The 16,546-nt window shown below is 76.4% G+C and carries 14 protein-coding genes, 1 tRNA gene and 1 pseudogene; 5 read left to right on the top strand and 11 right to left on the bottom strand.

The features are described 5' to 3' along the window. The first annotated feature begins 88 nt into the window (after positions 1–88). Positions 89–994 carry a siderophore-interacting protein gene (locus VER05_RS13935; protein ID WP_324845933.1) on the top strand — a complete coding sequence of 302 codons (906 nt, stop codon included), beginning with the start codon at positions 89–91 and terminating at the stop codon, positions 992–994. A 125-nt stretch (positions 995–1,119) separates the two neighbouring features. Here the strand turns inward: VER05_RS13935 and VER05_RS13930 are convergent, their stop codons facing one another. After that, positions 1,120–1,428 (bottom strand): sulfurtransferase TusA family protein, encoded by a 309-nt coding sequence (locus VER05_RS13930; RefSeq protein WP_324845932.1) that lies wholly within the window; start codon positions 1,426–1,428, stop codon positions 1,120–1,122. 35 nt (positions 1,429–1,463) lie between these two features. Then, on the bottom strand, positions 1,464–2,294 hold the full coding sequence (locus VER05_RS13925) for a GAF and ANTAR domain-containing protein (protein ID WP_324845931.1): 831 nt from the start codon (positions 2,292–2,294) through the stop codon (positions 1,464–1,466). 222 nt (positions 2,295–2,516) lie between these two features. Between VER05_RS13925 and VER05_RS13920 the strand changes: the two genes are divergently transcribed. Together VER05_RS13920 and VER05_RS13915 are read left to right on the top strand one after the other, a co-directional pair. Next, positions 2,517–4,571 carry a beta-galactosidase gene (locus VER05_RS13920; protein WP_324845930.1) on the top strand — a complete coding sequence of 685 codons (2,055 nt, stop codon included), beginning with the start codon at positions 2,517–2,519 and terminating at the stop codon, positions 4,569–4,571. A 70-nt stretch (positions 4,572–4,641) separates the two neighbouring features. Further along, positions 4,642–5,292 carry a helix-turn-helix domain-containing protein gene (locus VER05_RS13915; RefSeq protein ID WP_324845929.1) on the top strand — a complete coding sequence of 217 codons (651 nt, stop codon included), beginning with the start codon at positions 4,642–4,644 and terminating at the stop codon, positions 5,290–5,292. Between the two features lie 33 nt (positions 5,293–5,325). Here VER05_RS13915 and VER05_RS13910 read toward each other — a convergent pair whose 3' ends face one another. The 5 genes from VER05_RS13910 to VER05_RS13890 all read right to left on the bottom strand — a co-directional run bounded on the left by VER05_RS13910 (position 5,326) and on the right by VER05_RS13890 (position 11,943). Next, positions 5,326–6,588: an ABC transporter permease gene (locus VER05_RS13910; RefSeq protein ID WP_324845928.1), complete on the bottom strand. Its 1,263-nt coding sequence runs from the start codon at positions 6,586–6,588 to the stop codon at positions 5,326–5,328. Continuing rightward, complete coding sequence (locus tag VER05_RS13905) at positions 6,585–7,334, bottom strand: ABC transporter ATP-binding protein (protein WP_414647629.1); 750 nt, start codon at positions 7,332–7,334, stop codon at positions 6,585–6,587. The genes VER05_RS13910 and VER05_RS13905 overlap by 4 nt, the downstream gene beginning before the upstream one ends. Beyond that, on the bottom strand, positions 7,331–9,058 hold the full coding sequence (locus tag VER05_RS13900; protein WP_324845927.1) for a hypothetical protein: 1,728 nt from the start codon (positions 9,056–9,058) through the stop codon (positions 7,331–7,333). Before VER05_RS13900 ends, VER05_RS13905 begins: the two co-directional genes overlap by 4 nt. 1 nt (position 9,059) lies before the next feature. Next, positions 9,060–10,127 (bottom strand): hypothetical protein, encoded by a 1,068-nt coding sequence (locus tag VER05_RS13895; RefSeq protein WP_324845926.1) that lies wholly within the window; start codon positions 10,125–10,127, stop codon positions 9,060–9,062. 295 nt (positions 10,128–10,422) lie between these two features. Then, positions 10,423–11,943, bottom strand: coding sequence for an MDR family MFS transporter (locus tag VER05_RS13890; protein WP_324845925.1), 1,521 nt, complete (start codon positions 11,941–11,943; stop codon positions 10,423–10,425). A gap of 223 nt (positions 11,944–12,166) precedes the next feature. On the opposite strand from VER05_RS13890, the gene VER05_RS13885 reads away from it, so the two are divergent. Beyond that, on the top strand, positions 12,167–12,871 hold the full coding sequence (locus VER05_RS13885) for a GAF and ANTAR domain-containing protein (protein WP_324845924.1): 705 nt from the start codon (positions 12,167–12,169) through the stop codon (positions 12,869–12,871). 54 nt (positions 12,872–12,925) lie between these two features. After that, complete coding sequence (locus VER05_RS13880) at positions 12,926–13,666, top strand: GAF and ANTAR domain-containing protein (protein WP_324845923.1); 741 nt, start codon at positions 12,926–12,928, stop codon at positions 13,664–13,666. A gap of 46 nt (positions 13,667–13,712) precedes the next feature. Here VER05_RS13880 and VER05_RS13875 read toward each other — a convergent pair whose 3' ends face one another. From VER05_RS13875 to VER05_RS13860, 4 genes and pseudogenes are all read right to left on the bottom strand, one after another. Further along, positions 13,713–14,411, bottom strand: coding sequence for a GAF and ANTAR domain-containing protein (locus VER05_RS13875; RefSeq protein WP_324845922.1), 699 nt, complete (start codon positions 14,409–14,411; stop codon positions 13,713–13,715). Positions 14,412–14,519: 108 nt separating this feature from the next. Further along, positions 14,520–14,596: transfer RNA gene (locus VER05_RS13870), tRNA-Leu, on the bottom strand. Positions 14,597–14,678: 82 nt separating this feature from the next. Continuing rightward, positions 14,679–16,208 (bottom strand): NAD(P)/FAD-dependent oxidoreductase, encoded by a 1,530-nt coding sequence (locus tag VER05_RS13865; protein ID WP_324845921.1) that lies wholly within the window; start codon positions 16,206–16,208, stop codon positions 14,679–14,681. A gap of 91 nt (positions 16,209–16,299) precedes the next feature. Beyond that, positions 16,300–16,546 (bottom strand): annotated as a pseudogene (locus tag VER05_RS13860) (hypothetical protein); the annotation flags it as partial.

Genomic DNA, 16,546 nt, shown 5'->3' with positions numbered 1-16,546 from the left:
GACCCGACGCACCGGCCACGCCCCCGGGCCGCGCGTCGTCGCACGCCGACCCGTCCGGCACCTCGAACCACTGGAAGGTGCTCCCCGCGTGACCTCGACCGAGCCCACCACCACCGCCGCGCGGCGACCCCCGCGCACCGCGCTGCGCGCCGTCGTCGTGCGCGCCGAGCACCTCACCCCGGCGATGGTCCGGATCACCCTGGGCGGACCCGGCGTCGCCGGCTTCGCGCCGTCCCCGCACGCCGACTCCTACGTCAAGCTCGTGTTCCTGCCCGGCGTCGGCGCGACCGCCTCGGGCGCCGACGTGCTCGCCTCGTGGACCACCCCCGACGGGCGGGTCGACATGGACGCCGCCCGCGCCGCCCTCCCGCCCGAGCACCAGCCGCGCATGCGCACCTACACCGTCCGCGGCTTCGACGACCTCGAGCTCACGCTCACGATCGACCTCGTCGTGCACGGCGCCGACGGCATCGCCGGCCCGTGGGCCGCCACCGCCGCACCCGGCGACGAGGTCGTCGTCGTCGGCCCCGGCGGCGGCTACTCCCCCGACCTCACCGCCGACCACCACCTGCTCGCCGGCGACGCCTCGGCGCTGCCCGCGATCGCCGTCGCCCTCGAGCGGCTCGGCGGCGCCGCCTCGGGTCACGCCGTGCTGGAGGTGCACGACCGCGCCGAGGAGCAGGCCCTGCACGTCCCGGACGGCATCGCCCTGCACTGGGTGCACGCCGGCGACGCCGCCCCCGGCGCGGGGCTGGTCGCGGCCGTCCGGTCGCTGCCGTGGCCCGTCGGGCGGGTGCACGCGTTCGTGCACGGCGAGGCCGGGTCCGTGCGCGAGCTGCGCCGGTACCTGCGGGTCGAGCGCGGGCTCGGCAAGGCCGACCTGTCGATCTCGGGCTACTGGCGGCTCGGCGCCGACGACGAGGGCTGGCGCGCGGGCAAGCGCGACTGGCTGCGCGGGATCGAGGACGCCGAGGCGGCCGCGGGCCTGGACTGACCCCGGGCGGCCGGCGGCGGGCGGGCCGGCGGCGAGTGACTACGAAACGGGTCGAGTGCCTATCCGGCGGGTAGGCACTCGACCCGTTCGGTGTTCGCTCGGCGCGCCGGCGCGCCCGCGCGCCGTCAGGCGTCCGGGGCCACGTGCCAGGGGCGGGCGGGGTCCGTCGCGCGGGGGGCCGCGGCGACCTCGATCGCGTAGGTCGCCGGCGGCGGGCCGTCCGGCACCGGGCCGAGGTAGCGGTGCCCGGTCATCCGGCACCACGCCGGCAGGTCGATCGGCGCCACCGGGTCCGACGTCGTCAGGTGCACCACCGTGCCGGGCGCGAGCTCGCGGGCGCGGGCGCGCAGCAGCACCAGCAGGCGGGCGCAGCCGAGGTCGCCGCCGTCGACGTGCACGGGGGCGCGCGGCGCGTCGTCCGGCGGGGTGGGCACGGGGGGACTGTACCGAGGCGCGCCGGGGCGGCGGCTCAGCCGACCGCCGTCGCGCTCCCCGTCGACCGCGACGGCGCCGCGTGGCCGCCGACGGTCGGCCCGCCCGCGCCGGACCCGGTGCCGCCCGGCGCCGGCTCGTCCCGCTGGGCCACCAGGCCCTCCGGCTCGCGGGAGCCGGACCCGCCGGCCGGGCCGCCGACGCCGACCGCCCCCGCCACCAGCGCCGCGGCCACCTCGCGCGGGTCCCCCGTCGCGGACAGCGACCTGAGGTGCGCGAGCGCCTCGGCCGCGTCGCACCCCCGCTGCGCCATGACGACGCCGACGGCGCGGTCGAGCACGACCCGGGACCGGCTTCCGGCCAGCAGGTCGTCCATGGTCTGCGCGAGCTCGATGATCTCGTCCCGGGCCGCGACGACGGCCGCGAGGCCGTGCGCCAGACCGAGCGCGCGCGGCGTGACCGCGGCCCAGTCCGGCGCCTCCGGCGAGTAGAGCGACAGGTGCACGGTGACGTGCCCGTAGGTGCCCGGCACGACGAGGGCCGACCGGAAGCCCTGCACCCGGCAGGCGTGGCTCCACACCGGCCACCGGTCGTCGGCGGCGACGTCCGGGACGGCGACGGGCGCGCCGCTCGACCGGACGAGGTAGCGCGGCCCGAGCCGGCCGCGGTCCTGGACCGCGTCGCACCGCGCGACGGCGACGGATGCCGCGGAGAGCCACCGGTCGCAGCCGCGCACGGTCGCGGCGGAGCAGGCGGAGGCGGTGACGCCCAGGGTGCGGGCGGCGTGGTGCGTGAGGGTGTGGATCAGCGCGTCCAGCGAGGCGTCGGCGTCGACCCGCACGACCTCGTCGGACCCTCGGGTGGTCATGGTGCGGTCCTGACGTGGTGGGAGCGCGCTGCGCGGCGCTGCACAGGCCGTCATTTTCCGCCCCCGCGGCCGCGCCCGCCACCCGGGCGGGCGGAGCGTCCGGGGCCAGGGCGTTCGTCTTACCTACCAACCGGTAGGTAGAGTGGCGACCGGTCCGACGGCGGACCGGCCGGACCCGCGCCGCGCGCGGGCACCCGGCTTCGCGCGACGAAGGGTGAACCGGTGGACGAGCTCCTGTTCGGTGCGGCGTACTACGACGAGTACATGCCGACGGACCGGATCGAGACGGACGTCGAGATGATGAAGGCGGCCGGGATCACCGTCGTCCGCATCGCCGAGTCGACGTGGAGCACGCTCGAGCCGCAGCCCGGCGTCTTCGACTTCGCGCACGTCGACCGCGCGCTGGACGCGTTCGAGGCGGCGGGCATCCACGTGATCGTCGGGACGCCCACCTACGCGGTGCCGGCGTGGCTCGTGCAGTCCCACCCGGACGTGCTGGCCACCACCCGCGCCGGCGAGGGCCGGTACGGCGCCCGGCAGATCATGGACATCACGAACCCGACCTACCTGTTCCACGCGGAGCGGGTCATCCGCGAGCTGATGCAGCACACGGCGCACCGCCGCGGCGTCATCGGGTTCCAGATCGACAACGAGACCAAGTACCACGAGACCGCCGGCCCCGCGGTGCAGCGCCGGTTCGTGAAGTACCTGCGCGAGGAGTTCGGCGGCGACCTGGCCGCCCTGAACGCGGCGTTCGGCCTGGACTACTGGTCGAACCGCGTCGACGCCTGGGAGGACTTCCCGGACGTGCGCGGCACGATCAACGGATCCCTGGGTGCGGAGTTCGACAAGTTCCGCCGCCGCCTGGTCGAGGAGTTCCTCGCCTGGCAGGCGGGGATCGTGCGTGAGTACGCCCGCGCGGACCAGTGGGTCACGCAGAACTTCGACTTCGACTGGACCCCGGGCTGGTCGTACGGCCTGCAGCCGGCGGTCGACCACTTCAGGGCCGCCCCGACCGTCGACATCGCGGGCGTGGACATCTACCACCCGACGCAGTCCCGGCTCACGGGCAAGGAGATCGCGTTCGGCGGCGACATGACCCGCTCGATCAAGGGCGGCGCGAACTACCTGGTGCTGGAGACGCAGGCGCAGGGCCAGATCGCCTGGCTCCCCTACCCGGGCCAGCTGCGCCTCCAGGCGTACAGCCACCTGGCCAGCGGGGCCGACGGCCTCATGTACTGGCACTGGCACTCGATCCACAACTCGTTCGAGACGTACTGGCGCGGCCTGCTGTCGCACGACCTGCAGCCCAACCCGACGTACGAGGAGGCGGGGGTCTTCGGGCGCGAGGCGCAGCGGGTCGGCTCGTCGCTCATCCACCTGCGCAAGCACAACCGCGCGGCGATCATGGTGAGCAACGAGGCCCTGACGGCCCTGAAGTGGTTCACGATCGAGGTCGGCTTCATCGACGGCGTGTTCGGGTCGTCGATCGGCTACAACGACGTGCTGCGCTGGGTGTACGACGCGCTGTTCGACCTGAACGTCGAGGTCGACTTCGTGTCGGTCGACGACGAGGACCTGTCGCGGTACGACCTGCTCGTGGCGCCGGTGCTCTACGCCGCCCCGCAGGCGACGGTCGACCGGCTGGCGGCGTACGCGCGCGGCGGCGGCCACCTGGTGACCACGTTCCGCACGGCGGTGGCCGACGAGTACGTCAAGGTCTGGCACGACACCGCGCCGCACGGCCTCACCGAGGTCACCGGCGTGACCTACAACCAGTACACGGTGCCCGCCGACGGCGTGGGCCTGGCGCTGCACGGCGACCTGGCCGCGGTGCCGGGCGCGGCCGAGGGCGCCGCGGCGGGCGCGCAGGCGTTCCTGGAGCTGCTGAACCCCGACGGCGCGGAGGTGCTGGCGTCCTACGACCACCCGGCGTGGGGCTCGTACGCGGCGATCACGCGGAACCGGGTCGGCGACGGGTCGGCCCTGCACCTCGGGACGATGACCTCGCCCGAGCTGCTCCGCGCGGCGCTGACCCTGGCGGTCCGGGACGCGGGCCTCGCGGACTGGGCGCAGGACCTGGCCGGCACGGTGTCGGTCCGCCGCGGGACCAACGCCGCGGGGAACGCGGTCACCTACCTGCTCAACTACTCGGCCGCGCCGGTCACGCTGGCCGCGCCGGTGGCGGGGCGGTCGGTGCTGGCGGACGGCGCGGCGGTGGCCGCGGGCGACGAGCTGGAGATCGGGCCCTGGGACCTGGTGGTCCTGGAGTCCTGACCGGGCACCGGGCGGTCCTCGCGCACGACTAGGGTCGTGCGCGAGGACGGCCCGGACGGAAGCAGGAGACGTGACGACGCAGCAGCAGGACCCGCCGGCGGTGCGCCGCCGGGTCCGCCTGACCCCGGAGCAGCGCCAGGCGCAGATCCTCGAGGCGGCCACCCGGCTGATCGCCCGGCACGGGTTCACCGGGATGGCGCTGGCCGACGTGGCGCAGGAGGTCGGGCTCACCCAGGCCGGCCTGCTGCACCACGTGGGCTCCAAGGAGGGCCTGCTGGAGCTGGTCGTCTCGCAGCTGTACGACCGGCGCGGGACGCCGGACGACTACGTGGCCACCGGCGACCCGGCCGCGACGCACCCGGACGGGATCTCGCTGCCGGGGTACTTCCGGTTCCTCGTCGCGTTCAACGCCGCGCGCCCGGAGCTGCTCCGGCTGTACACCGTGCTGGGGGTCGAGGCGTCGTCGCCGGAGCACCCGGCGCACCCGTACTTCCTCGACCGCCCGGACCAGGTGTGGGGGTTCTACCGCGGGTTCGCCTGGCGGCTGCCGCCCGAGGTCGGCCCGTTCGACGGGCTGCGCGACCTGGTCGAGATGACGATCGAGGCGATGGACGGGCTGCAGATCCGGTCGTTCCGCCGCCCGGCCGTCGACCTGGCGACGGAGTGGGCGAAGTTCGAGCGGGTGCTCTACCCGGCGCCGGTGTGGGACGGGTACCGCTGAGGCGGCACCCGTCCCGGGGGCGTCAGCCGCGCGTCACACCCCGCCGCGCAGGGCCGCGATGGGCTCGACCCGCGCGGCCTTGAGCGCCGGGTAGACGCCGGCGAGCAGCCCGACCACGCCGCCGCCCGCGGCGGCCAGCAGGACCACGCCCAGGTGCAGGATCGGCGTCCAGGACTGCGCCGCAGAGACCGCCACCACGACGGCGACGCCCAGCGAGGCGCCGACCATGCCGCCGAGCAGGCCGACGGTCGCGGACTCCAGCACGAACTGGGCCGCGATGTCCCGGCGCCGCGCGCCGAGCGCCCGGCGCAGGCCGATCTCCCCGGTCCGCTCCATGACCGACAGCAGCGTCACGTTGGCGATGCCGAGCCCGCCGATGAGCAGGGCGACGCCGCCGAGGGCCAGGAAGATCGTGCTGATGTCGGCCTGCACGTCCTCGCGGACGCCGCCGGACCCGCCGGGGACCTGGACGGTGACCGTCTCGGGGGTGTTGGGCGACAGCGCGACCGGCAGCTGCTCCCCCACGACCGGGCCCGCGCCGACCGCGATCCGCAGGTGCAGCTCTTCCGGCGCCGCGAGGCCGAAGTCGGCCCGCGCCGTGCCGGCCGGCAGCACGACGGCGTCCCGCAGGTCGGTGCGCCGCTGCATGCCGTCGACGATGCCGATGACCGTGTAGGCGCGGTCGCCGATGAACACCGACGGCTGCCGGTCCACCCGGGACACCCCGAGCCGGTCGGCGGCGCGCGCGCCGAGGACGACCACCCGGTCCGCCCGGGCGTCGTGGCCGGCGTCGAAGAACCGGCCGGTGACGACCTCGCCCCGGACGGCGTCGAGCAGGCCGCCGGTGCCGGCGAGCACGGTGACGGAGGTCGTGGCGGGCGCGGACGGGTCGTTGACCGGGACGGCGGTGACCGCGGCGCCGTCGACGTCGACCGGCGCGACGAGCCCGGCGGCCTCGACGCCCGCGAGGCGCTCGGCGCGCTCGGCGGCGTCCCAGGGCAGGGCCGCGGTGGCGCGCTGGCTGCCGTCGGCGCCGCGGGTGGTGCTCGCGGTGGCCATCGCCTGGGTGGCGGCGACGGCGTCGAACCGCCGGGCGATCTGGCCGGCCGCGGTCTGCGCGAGCCCGACGGTCACGACGACCGAGGCGATGCCGAGGACGGTGCCCAGGATCGTGAGGAACAGCCGGGCGGGCCGGGCGTCGATGCCGGCGGCGGACTCCCGGACCAGGTCGCGCAGGCCGAACCGGTCGCCGCGCGGGACGTCGCGCCGCGGGGCCTCGAGCGCGGGGGCGGTCACGCGAGCTCCGTCAGCAGGCCGTCGGCGATCCGGACCCGGCGCCGGGCGCGGGCGGAGACGACGTCGTCGTGGGTGATGACCACGAGCGTGAGCCCGTCGGCGTGCAGCTCGTCGAACAGGTCGAGCACCTCCGCGGAGTTGTGGGTGTCCAGGTTGCCGGTGGGCTCGTCGGCGAGCAGCACGCCCGGGGACGCGACCACGGCCCGGGCGACGGCGACGCGCTGCCGCTCGCCGCCGGACAGGGTCGTCGGCAGGAACGTCAGCCGGTGGCCGAGGTGCACCCGGTCGAGCGCGGCGAGCGCCCGGGCCCGCCGCTCGGCCCGGGGGACGCCGCTGTACAGCGTGGCGAGCAGGACGTTGTCGAGGACGGTGCGGTGCGGCAGCAGGTGGAACTGCTGGAACACGAAGCCGATCCGCCCGCCGCGCAGCGCCGTGCGCCGCGCCTCCGTGGCCGCGGACGTCGGCTCGCCGTCGAGCAGGTACTCCCCCGACGTCGGCCGGTCGAGCAGGCCGAGCAGGTGCAGCAGCGTCGACTTGCCGGAGCCGGACGGCCCGACCACGGAGAGGTAGTCGCCGCGGTCGACGCGCAGGTCGCTCGGGCGCAGCGCGAGCACGGGCGGGTCGCCGGGGAACTCCCGGGCGACCCCGCGCAGCTCGACGACGGGCGGGACGCCGCCGGCCGCGGCGGCGTCGCCCGCGCCGAGGACGTCCGCGTCCCCGCCCGCGAGCAGGTCGAGCGCGGTCACGCGTCGGCGTCCTCGTCGTCGGCCGCGTCGGTCGCCTCGTCGCCGGCGCCGGCGGACCCGCCGGACTCGCCGATGACCACGAGGTCGCCCTCGGCCAGGGCCGCGCCGCCCGCCCCGGTGACCTCGACGTAGCCCCCCGCGGCGAGGCCGGTCTCGACCTCGACGAGCGCGGTCGTGCCGTCGTCCGCCATGACCTCGACCCGGGACTCGCCGCCCGGGCCGGCGGTCAGCGCGGCGAGCGGCACGGCCAGCACGGCGCCGCCGGTGGAGGACACCGGGATGCTGACCCGGACGTTGCTGCCCTGGAGCGCGGCGACCTGCTCGGGGGTGAGCTCACCGGGGAGCAGGGTGACGGTGGACCGGCCGGAGCCGGCGTCGCCGGACCCGCCGCCGCCGTCGCCGGACCCACCGGACCCGCCCGACGCGCCGGACCCGCCGTCGCCGCCGCCCGAGCCGCCGGACGCGCCGGCCGCCTCGATCGCGCTGATCGTCACCGGGAACTCCTGGCCGTCGAGCACGGCCGTGCCGGTCGCCCCGACCGCGAGCAGCGCCGCGTCGGCGCGCGCCGCGGTCGCGACGACCTGGAGGGTCGCCCCGGACACGCTCATCACGGAGCCCTCGACCGTGCCGCCGCGGCGCACCGAGACGGCGTCGACCCGGCGCGGCAGCGTCTCGAGGAACACGACCTCGCTCGCCGGCAGCGCGACGACCGTGGCGTCCTGCGCCTCGGCCAGGGCCTCGCGGGCGTCGGCGAGGCCGTCCCGCGCGGCGGTGAGCGACGCGCGTTCGCCGGAGGTGTTCGGCGCGGCGTCGAGTGCGGCGCGGGCGGCCTGCGCCACGCCGACGGCGTCGCGCGCGTCCTCGACGGCGGCCTGGCGGCGCGCGGCCTCGCCCGGCGTGCAGCCGTCGGCGGGGCAGCTGTCCAGCTCGACCTGGGCCACGACGACCGCGCGCTCCGCGGACCGCACGGCGGCGTCCGCGGACGCCACCTCGGAGCCGGCCGTCCCGGAGCCCGCGGACGCGAGCGCCCCCTCGGCCGCGCTGACCTCGGCCTGCGCCGACCGCACGGCCCGCTCGGCGTCGGTCACGGCCCGGGCCGCGTCCTCCGACGGCGACGGCGCCGGGTAGCCCGCGCGCCGGTACAGCTCGGCGACGCCGGTCGCGGTGGCGCGGTCGTACACGTCCGAGGCGGCGTCGCCGGCGGGGATGCCGAGGGCGCCGAGCGCGGCCTTGAGCTGGAGCACGTCGGGGCCGGAGACGCCCAGGGCGAGCGTGCGGTAGGTGGGCAGGCCGCCGGGCAGCACGAGCACGGGCCGGCCCGCGATCTCCAGCGCCACCGAGCCGGCTTCGAGGGTCGCCCCGACCTCCGGCACCTGGCCGGTGACCACGGCGCGCTCGCCCAGGTCGGCGGTCTCGACCCGCAGGTCGACCGCGCCGTCGAACACCACGTCCCCGCGGACGGTCACGTCGTTGCTCAGCTCGCGGCTCTCCACCGGGACCGTGATCGGCCCGGCCTCGGGCGGGGCCGTCCGGGCGGCCGCCTCCGCCGGGTTCAGCACGAGGCGTGACAGGCCGAGGCCCGCGACGAGGCTGACCACGGCGACGCCCGCGAGGACGACGAGGGTGCGGTTGCCGGTGCGCCAGGACCGCGGCGCGGTCTCCGGCGCGGGGTCGCCGCCCGGCGCGGCGGGGTCGGTCGGGACGAGGTCCTGCCCAGCGCTCACGTCACTTCCCCCGCGCGGCGGTGGCGGCGGCGGCCCACGCCTCGAGCTCGTCGGCGTGCTGGTCCACGAACTCCTGCTGCAGCTCGTGGTCGACCTTGGTCCGCTCCGCCTGGTAGTCGACCTGCTCCTGGCAGCCGAAGTCGGCGACGGCCTGGCCGATCTCCTTCTCGGTGAACGCCTTCACCGCGGCCTCGTCGACCTCGGGCGCCGGCGGCCCGTCCGGCTCGGCCGTCCAGTCCCAGGTCTCCACCTGCGCCTGGTACTCCGGGTCCTCCCAGCCCTGCAGGGCGTTCCACTCGGTGTAGAGCGCGTCGGTCGCCGTGTTCACGTCGGTGAGCGCGTCGTAGCCCTCGTCGGCCATGCAGGACGCCCAGTCGGCGTCGAGCTCGGCGAACCGCGGGTCGGCCTGCGCGGCCTCGTAGAACCGGTTCATCTCGTCCTGCACGCCGGCGAACTCGTCGGAGACGCCGCCGCCCTCGTACACCTCGTGCTGGGCGGCGCCGTAGCAGCCGGCCGTCGTCCAGTCGTACTCCTGGTCCTCCGAGCCGTCGCCCTCGATCGGCGGCCCGTACAGCGCCTCGGACCAGGCGGCGGCCTCGCTCTCGGACATGGCCGCGACGTAGTCCGCGTTCGGGTCCACCCACTCGGTGCCGTCCTCCGGGACGGCGTCCGCGTTGCCCCACGGGTCCGTGCTGATCCCGTAGCCGTACTGCTCGGCGAACTCCCGGGTGCCCCACTCGACGTCGAGGTCGTCGGAGGCGACGACGGTGCCGCCGTTGTTCTCGGCCGGGACGTAGTCGAAGCCCTCCTCGGCCATGCACGCGGAGACCAGCTCCTCGACCCGGCGGTTCTGCCGGTCGCTCTCGGCCTGCATCTCCTCCTGGCTCCGCTCGTCCTCGTCGTACGAGTAGCCGAAGATCCGCGCCTGGTACTCGTCGAGCGGGCCGGGGGTCCACTCCGCCGAGCCGGAGGAGCTGCCGCCGCCGCCGTCCCCGCCGGAGCACCCGGCGAGCGCGAGGACCGCGAGCGCGGCGACGGCCGCGGGACGGAGGGATCGGGAGGGGGTCATGGTGCGGCCTTTCGGTCGGTGGCGGCGTCGGCTGCCCCACCGACGCGCGTGCCCAGCATGGCGTGGACGACCCGGCCCGCGTGGGCGTTTCGGGAGATCAGCACGCATCCGTCGTACCGCGCGTCCACCGGCGACGACGCTAGCGGCGGCGCGGGGCCACCCACGTCCACCCCCGGGCTGACGTGGGTGGCGGCCCCGTCCGCCGCCGGGCGGACCTGCGGGTCCGCGCGCCGGGGACGACGACGGCCCGGGCCCCCGTGCGGAGGGGACCCGGGCCGTCGGGGCGCGCCGGCGCTCAGTGCATCGCGACCGGCGCCTCGGCGTCGGCGGGCGGCCGCCGGACGAGCAGCGACGCGACGACCGCGACCAGCGCGACGACCCCGCCCCAGAGGAACGCCCCCCGCACGCCCGCGGCGGTGGCGGTGAGCGGGTCGGCGCCCTCCGCCAGCCGGGCGGCAGTCGTGGTCGACAGCACGGTGATGAACAGCGCGGTGCCCGCCGCCCCGGCGAGCTGCTGGAGCGTGTTCACGATCGCGCTGCCGTGCCCGTACAGGTCGCGCGGCAGGGAGCCGAGCGCCGACGTGAACAGCGGCGTGATCATGAACGCCAGCCCGATGCTGAGCAGGGTGTGCACGGCCACGACCGCCCCGGCCGGGGTGCCCGGGTGCAGGGTGGACAGCAGCCACAGGGCGACGCTCAGCGCGAGCACGCCGGGGGTGACCAGCGGGCGCGGCCCGAACCGGTCGAACAGCCGGCCGACGAGGGGCGACAGCGCGCCCATCACCAGGCCGCCCGGGAGCAGCAGCAGGCCGGTCTCCAGGGTGCCGAGCGCGAGGACGTCCTGCAGGAAGATCGGCAGCACGATCAGGGCGCCGAACATCGCCATGAACCCGATCACCAGCACGAGCGCCGACACGGTGTACGAGCGGCGGGCGAACACGCGCAGGTCCATGAGCGGGCCGTCGTGCGTGCCCTGCAGCCGGACCTGCCGCAGCGCGAACGCCGCGAGGGCCAGGACGCCCACCGCGATCGGGATCCACGGCGCGACGACGGTGTGCCCGCCGGCGGACTCGCCGATGCTGGACAGGCCGAAGATCAGCGCGCCGAACCCGACCGCCGACATGAGCAGGGACAGCACGTCGAGCCGGTGGTCGGACGGCTCGGTGACGTCCCGGACCTTCCACGCGCCGAGCGCGAGCGCGATCCCGGCGATCGGCAGCATGACCAGGAAGATCCACCGCCAGGACAGCTGGGACAGCACGAGGCCGGAGATCGTCGGGCCGATGGCGGGGGCCACCGAGATGACGATCGAGATGGTGCCCATGGTGCGGCCGCGGATGCTCGGCGGGACCAGGGTGAGCGCGGTCGTCATGAGCAGCGGCAGCATCACGGCGGTGCCGCTCGCCTGCACGACGCGGCCCGCCAGCAGCGCGCCGAAGCCGGGCGCGGCGGCGGCGAGCGCGGTGCCCGCGACGAACAGCGACATCGCCGTGATGAAGATCGGCCGCAGCCGGAACCGGTTCATGATCCAGCCGGTCGCCGGGATGACGACGGCCATGGTCAGCATGAACCCCGTGGTCAGCCACTGGCCGGTCGCGGCGGTGACGCCCATCTCCTCCATGAGCACCGGCAGGGCGACGCCCATCGCGGTCTCGTTGAGGATGACGGTGAAGCCGGCGACGAGCAGCAGGCCGATGAGGGTGCGGTCGCCGGGCGCGAGCCGGACGGGCGCGGCGGGGGCCGGCGCGGTCGGCGCGGCGACCGGCCCGGCGCCGGGCGCGTGGTCGCGCACCGCGGTGTCGTCGTGCGTGGTCATGGGTCTCCCTCGCGGGTGGGGTCGGCGGTGAGGTGCGCGCGAGCGGGTCCGCGGCGAGGCCGCCGGACGCCCGAGGGAGGCGCACGTCGGGACCAACGTCCCGGACGCACCCGATGATTCCCGCGCGGCGCCGCGGTGTCTCCGGGTTTTCCGTCGGCGGTCGACCTCGGGCGGGGTGTCGCTAGGCTGGCCAGGTCGGGTCGTCGGAGTCATGAGGTGGGGGATGGTCGATCGCGCCGCCCTGCTCGCGGCCCTGACGGCGACCGCCGCGCAGGGTGCCGGCAGCGGCACGCTCGTCGGGCGGCTGTGCGAGGCCGCCCGCGTCGTCGCGGACGCGGACGGCGCCTCGATCGCGCTCACGCCCGACCGCCGGGACTACGCCAGCCGGTCGGTGCTGTGGGCGACGGACGCGGTCGCGGCCCGCATCGAGCAGATCCACGACGTCGTCGGCCGCGGCCCGGCGTCGGACGTCGTGCGCACGGACGAGGCCGTGAGCCTGGCGCTCGCCGACACCGGGACCACCTGGCCGGAGTTCGCGGAGATGACCACGCGGCACACGCCGGCGGTGCTGCTCGCGGCCGTCCCGCTGCACGCCGGTGCCGGCGTGCTCGGGGTGCTCACGCTCTACCGGTCGCGGCCGGGCCCGCTCGCGGGCGACCTGGCGGACCTGGGCTTCGTCGCCGACGTCATCGCGGTCGCGGTGCTCGACGGGACGACCCCCGGGACCACCCCGCCGTCCGCCTCCTGGGACGAGCGGTCCGCGATCCACCAGGCCGCCGGCATGGTCATGGCCCAGCTGGCCGTCCCCGCCGACGACGCCCTCGCGCTGCTGCGCGCCCACGCCTTCGCCCTCGACCGCACGCTGCCCGAGGTGGCGCACCAGGTCCTGGACCGCACGTTGGAGTTCCGTCCCGAGGAGGGGCCGTGACCGGCACCGACCCGCACCGCACCACCCCGTCCCTACCCGCCGCCGGAGCGTGACATGACCACCTCGACCTCCATGGCGGCGCTCACCAGCGGCCTCGCCGCGCTCGCGGACCAGCAGGACGCGGTCAGCGCCCTCTCCACCGCCGTCGCGGCCGCCGCCGAGGCGCTGCACGCCGACGTCGGCGTCGTCGTCGCCGAGGACGTCGCCGACCCGTCCGCGGGCCGGCTCGACCTGCTCGCCGCGTCCTCGCACGCCGCCGACGCGCTCGAGACCTACCAGCTGCAGGTCGGCTCCGGCCCCTGCCTCGACGCGGTCCACGGCGACCGGGACGTCTCCGTGGTCGGCGAGACGATGCTGCGCACCCGCTGGCCCGACCTCGGCTCCGCGCTGACCCGCGCGGGCTACCGGGCCGCCCACGCCCTGCCCATGCGCTGGCGGGGGCAGCCGTTCGGCGCGCTCAACCTGTTCCTGACCCGCGCGCACCCCCTCACCGCGGACGAGCGGGCGACCGCCCGGGGGTTCGCCGACATCGCGGCCGTCGCCATCGTGCACGCGGACGACCGGCCGGACCTCGACGCCCTCGCGCGCGCCGTGCGGTCGACGGCCGCGCACCGCGCGCTGGTGGAGCAGGCCAAGGGCGCGGTGCGCTACCTGCTGGAGGTCGAGGAGGGCGAGGCGTTCGCGGTGCTCATGCGCCGGGCCCGGGTCACCGGGCAGCCGGTCACCGTGGTGGCGCGGGAGCTCGCGGACGCCGTCGCGGCGGGCGAGCGGCCGGACTGGCTGCCGGCGGGCTGACGGGCCGCGGGACGGCCGGGTCGCCGGGCCGGTCGGGCCGGGGCGCTCAGCCCGCCGGCGGCGCGTCCTCGTCCGCCGGCCCGCGGGGGCGCGGCGCGCCGTCCCAGCTCGCGCGGGGCAGCACCACCGCGGCGGCGAGCCACTCGGCGACCTCGACCGCGGCGGCGCCGCTGCGCGCCGCCAGCTCCCGGACCACCCGCTCGGCCGTCGGCGCGTCGCACCCCTGCGCGGCCATGACGATCCCGACCGCCAGGTCGACGCGGTCCCGCTCGCGCCGGGCGCGACCGCCGAGCCGCTCCCCCACCGCGCCGTCGGCCAGCCGCAGCCGCGCGCGCACGTCGACGGCCACGGCCCCCGCCAGGCGCACGGCGGTGGCGAGGTCGACGGGCGTCCAGTCCCGCAGGCGGGCCGAGTAGAAGTTCACGGCGATCTCGCTGCGCGGGCCCACGGTGACGGGCACCGCGACGAACGAGTCGAACTCCTCCACCGCGAACCGCTCGCGCCACGCCGGCCACCGCCGCTCGCCCGCCAGGTCGGGCAGCACCACCGGCGCCATGCCGCGCATCGCGGAGATGCACGGGCCGTCCTGCGCCCGCACCTCGACATCGTCGCACCGCCGGGCCCGCGCGCTGCTGCTGCCCGCGCGCACCGTGGTGCCGAAGTCCCGGAACGTGATGCTCGCGTGCGCGCCGGGACCCATCGAGTCGGCGGCGCCGCGGGCATGGCGCTCCAGGTAGGTCGCCATGCCGCCCCCTGGACCCGAGGATGCTCTGCGCTCCCCTCCACCGTCCCACCTCGGGGGCGGCGGCACCAGGGCGCGCGGCGGCGCGGGCCGGGGCGGCGCGGGGCCGCGTGGTGCCCCCGGCGGGGTTCGAACCCGCACTGGGCCGGGTTTAAGCCGGCTGCCTCTGCCGGTTGGGCTACGGGGGCCGCGCCCATCCTGCCAGCACGACGGAGCCCGCCCACCCTCGCGGGTGGACGGGCTCCGGTGCTGCGGGCCGTGCGAGTCGCGTCAGGCCTTGGCGGCCGGCTTCGCCTCGGCGGGCGAGCCGTCGGCCGGCGAGGTGTCGTCGGCCTTGCCGGCGCCCGAGGGCTTCACCTCGGCGCCGGGCACCGCGGCGTGGTCCTCGTCCTTGGCCGGGGCGGCGACGGGCGCGGCCTCGGGCTTCGGCTTCGGCGGCACGGACGCGGCGCGGAACTCCGCGCGCGGGTCGTGGATCGAGCCGAGGGCGACGGTCTCGCGGCGCCACAGCAGGTTCGCGGTCCAGCCGGACATGATCGCGATCTTGCGGTTCAGGGTCGGCATCGCCATGACGTGGTACGAGCGGTGCAGGACCCAGGCGAAGAAGCCGCGGACCTTGATCTTGCCGAGGAACTGGGCGACGCCCTTGTACATGCCGAGGGACGCGACCGCACCGATGTTCTTGTGCTTGTAGTCGGTCGGCTCGGCGCTGCGCAGGACGCGGGCCAGGTTGTCCGCCAGGTGCGTCGCCTCGCGGATCGCGTGCTGCGCGTTCGGCGGGCAGAACGAGCCCGGGTTGTACAGGTCCGGCACCGCGGCGCAGTCGCCGGCCGCGTAGGCGTCCGGGACGACGTGGCCGTCGGCGTCCGCGATCTGCAGCGTGGCGAGCGTGGTGACGCGCCCCATCTTGTCGAGCGGCAGGTCGGAGTTCTGCAGCACCGGGTTGGCCTTGACGCCCGCGGTCCACACGATGGTCTCGGAGTCGAACTCGGTCTTGTCCGAGAGCACGACGTGGCCGTCGACGCACGAGTTGAGGAACGTGGAGAGGTAGACCTCGATGCCGCGCTTGCGCAGCTGCTCCAGGGTGTAGCCGCCGAGCTCCTCGGAGACCTCCGGGAGGATGCGGCGCGAGCCCTCGACCAGCACGAAGCGCAGGTCGTCGGCGCTGAGCGACGGGTAGTGCTTGACCGCGTCGCGGGCCATGTCCTCGACCTCGGCGATCGCCTCGACGCCGGCGAACCCGCCGCCGACGAAGGTGAAGGTCAGCATCCGGCGGCGCAGCTCCGGGTCCCAGGTGGACGACGCGCGGTCGATCCGGCCCAGGACGTGGTTGCGGACGGCGATGGCCTCCTCGACGTTCTTGAAGCCGATGGCCTGCTCCGCGAGGCCCGGGATCGGGAGCGTGCGGGCGACCGAGCCGAGGCCCACGATCAGGTGGTCGTAGGTGATCCAGTACGGGTCGCCCTCCTCGGGCGTGATCTGGACCTTGCGCTCGGCGTGCTTGATCTCGGAGACCTTGCCCTGCAGCGCGTCGATGCCCTTGAGGGCGCGACGGTGCGGGGCGACGACGTAGCGCGCGTCGATCGAGCCGGCGGCGGCCTCGGGCAGGAACGGGGCGTAGGTCATGTACGGGCGCGGGTCGACCACGACGATCGCGGCCTCCCGGTTGCCCAGGCGACGACGGAGCCGGCGGGCCGAGTACAGCCCCACGGACCCGCCGCCGAGGATGACGATGCGCGGCACCTTGCGGGACGGGGTCCCGGACTGCGGCGCCAGGGTCGTGGCGGTGGACTCAGACATAGGTCCAACGGTACGTCCCATGACTTAGGGAAGGCGAACCAGGGGCACGTGATTCTGGGCACAAGGTCCCGGGTTCGGGCGTCGTGGCCGGTCAGGGAGCGGCGGTGGCGGCGTTCTGCTGGGTCGCCGCGGCGGTGCCGCCGGGACCTCCGTCCCGGGTGCTGGACTGCGCGGCGGCCGCGGCGGCGTCGGGGTCCTCGGCGGGGGCGGCCGACGGGTCCGCGGAGGGTCCCGCGGAGGGGCCGGTCGCGGGCTCCTCCTCCGCGCTCCGGTCGACGATCGCGGGGGCCTTGGCGAACGGACGCGGCGGGACCCGCGGCTCCGTGGTGAGCACGTCG

This window comes from Cellulomonas sp., from assembly GCF_035634735.1.
Lineage (GTDB): Bacteria > Actinomycetota > Actinomycetes > Actinomycetales > Cellulomonadaceae > Cellulomonas.
This window is presented reverse-complemented; position numbering and strand designations above follow the sequence as displayed.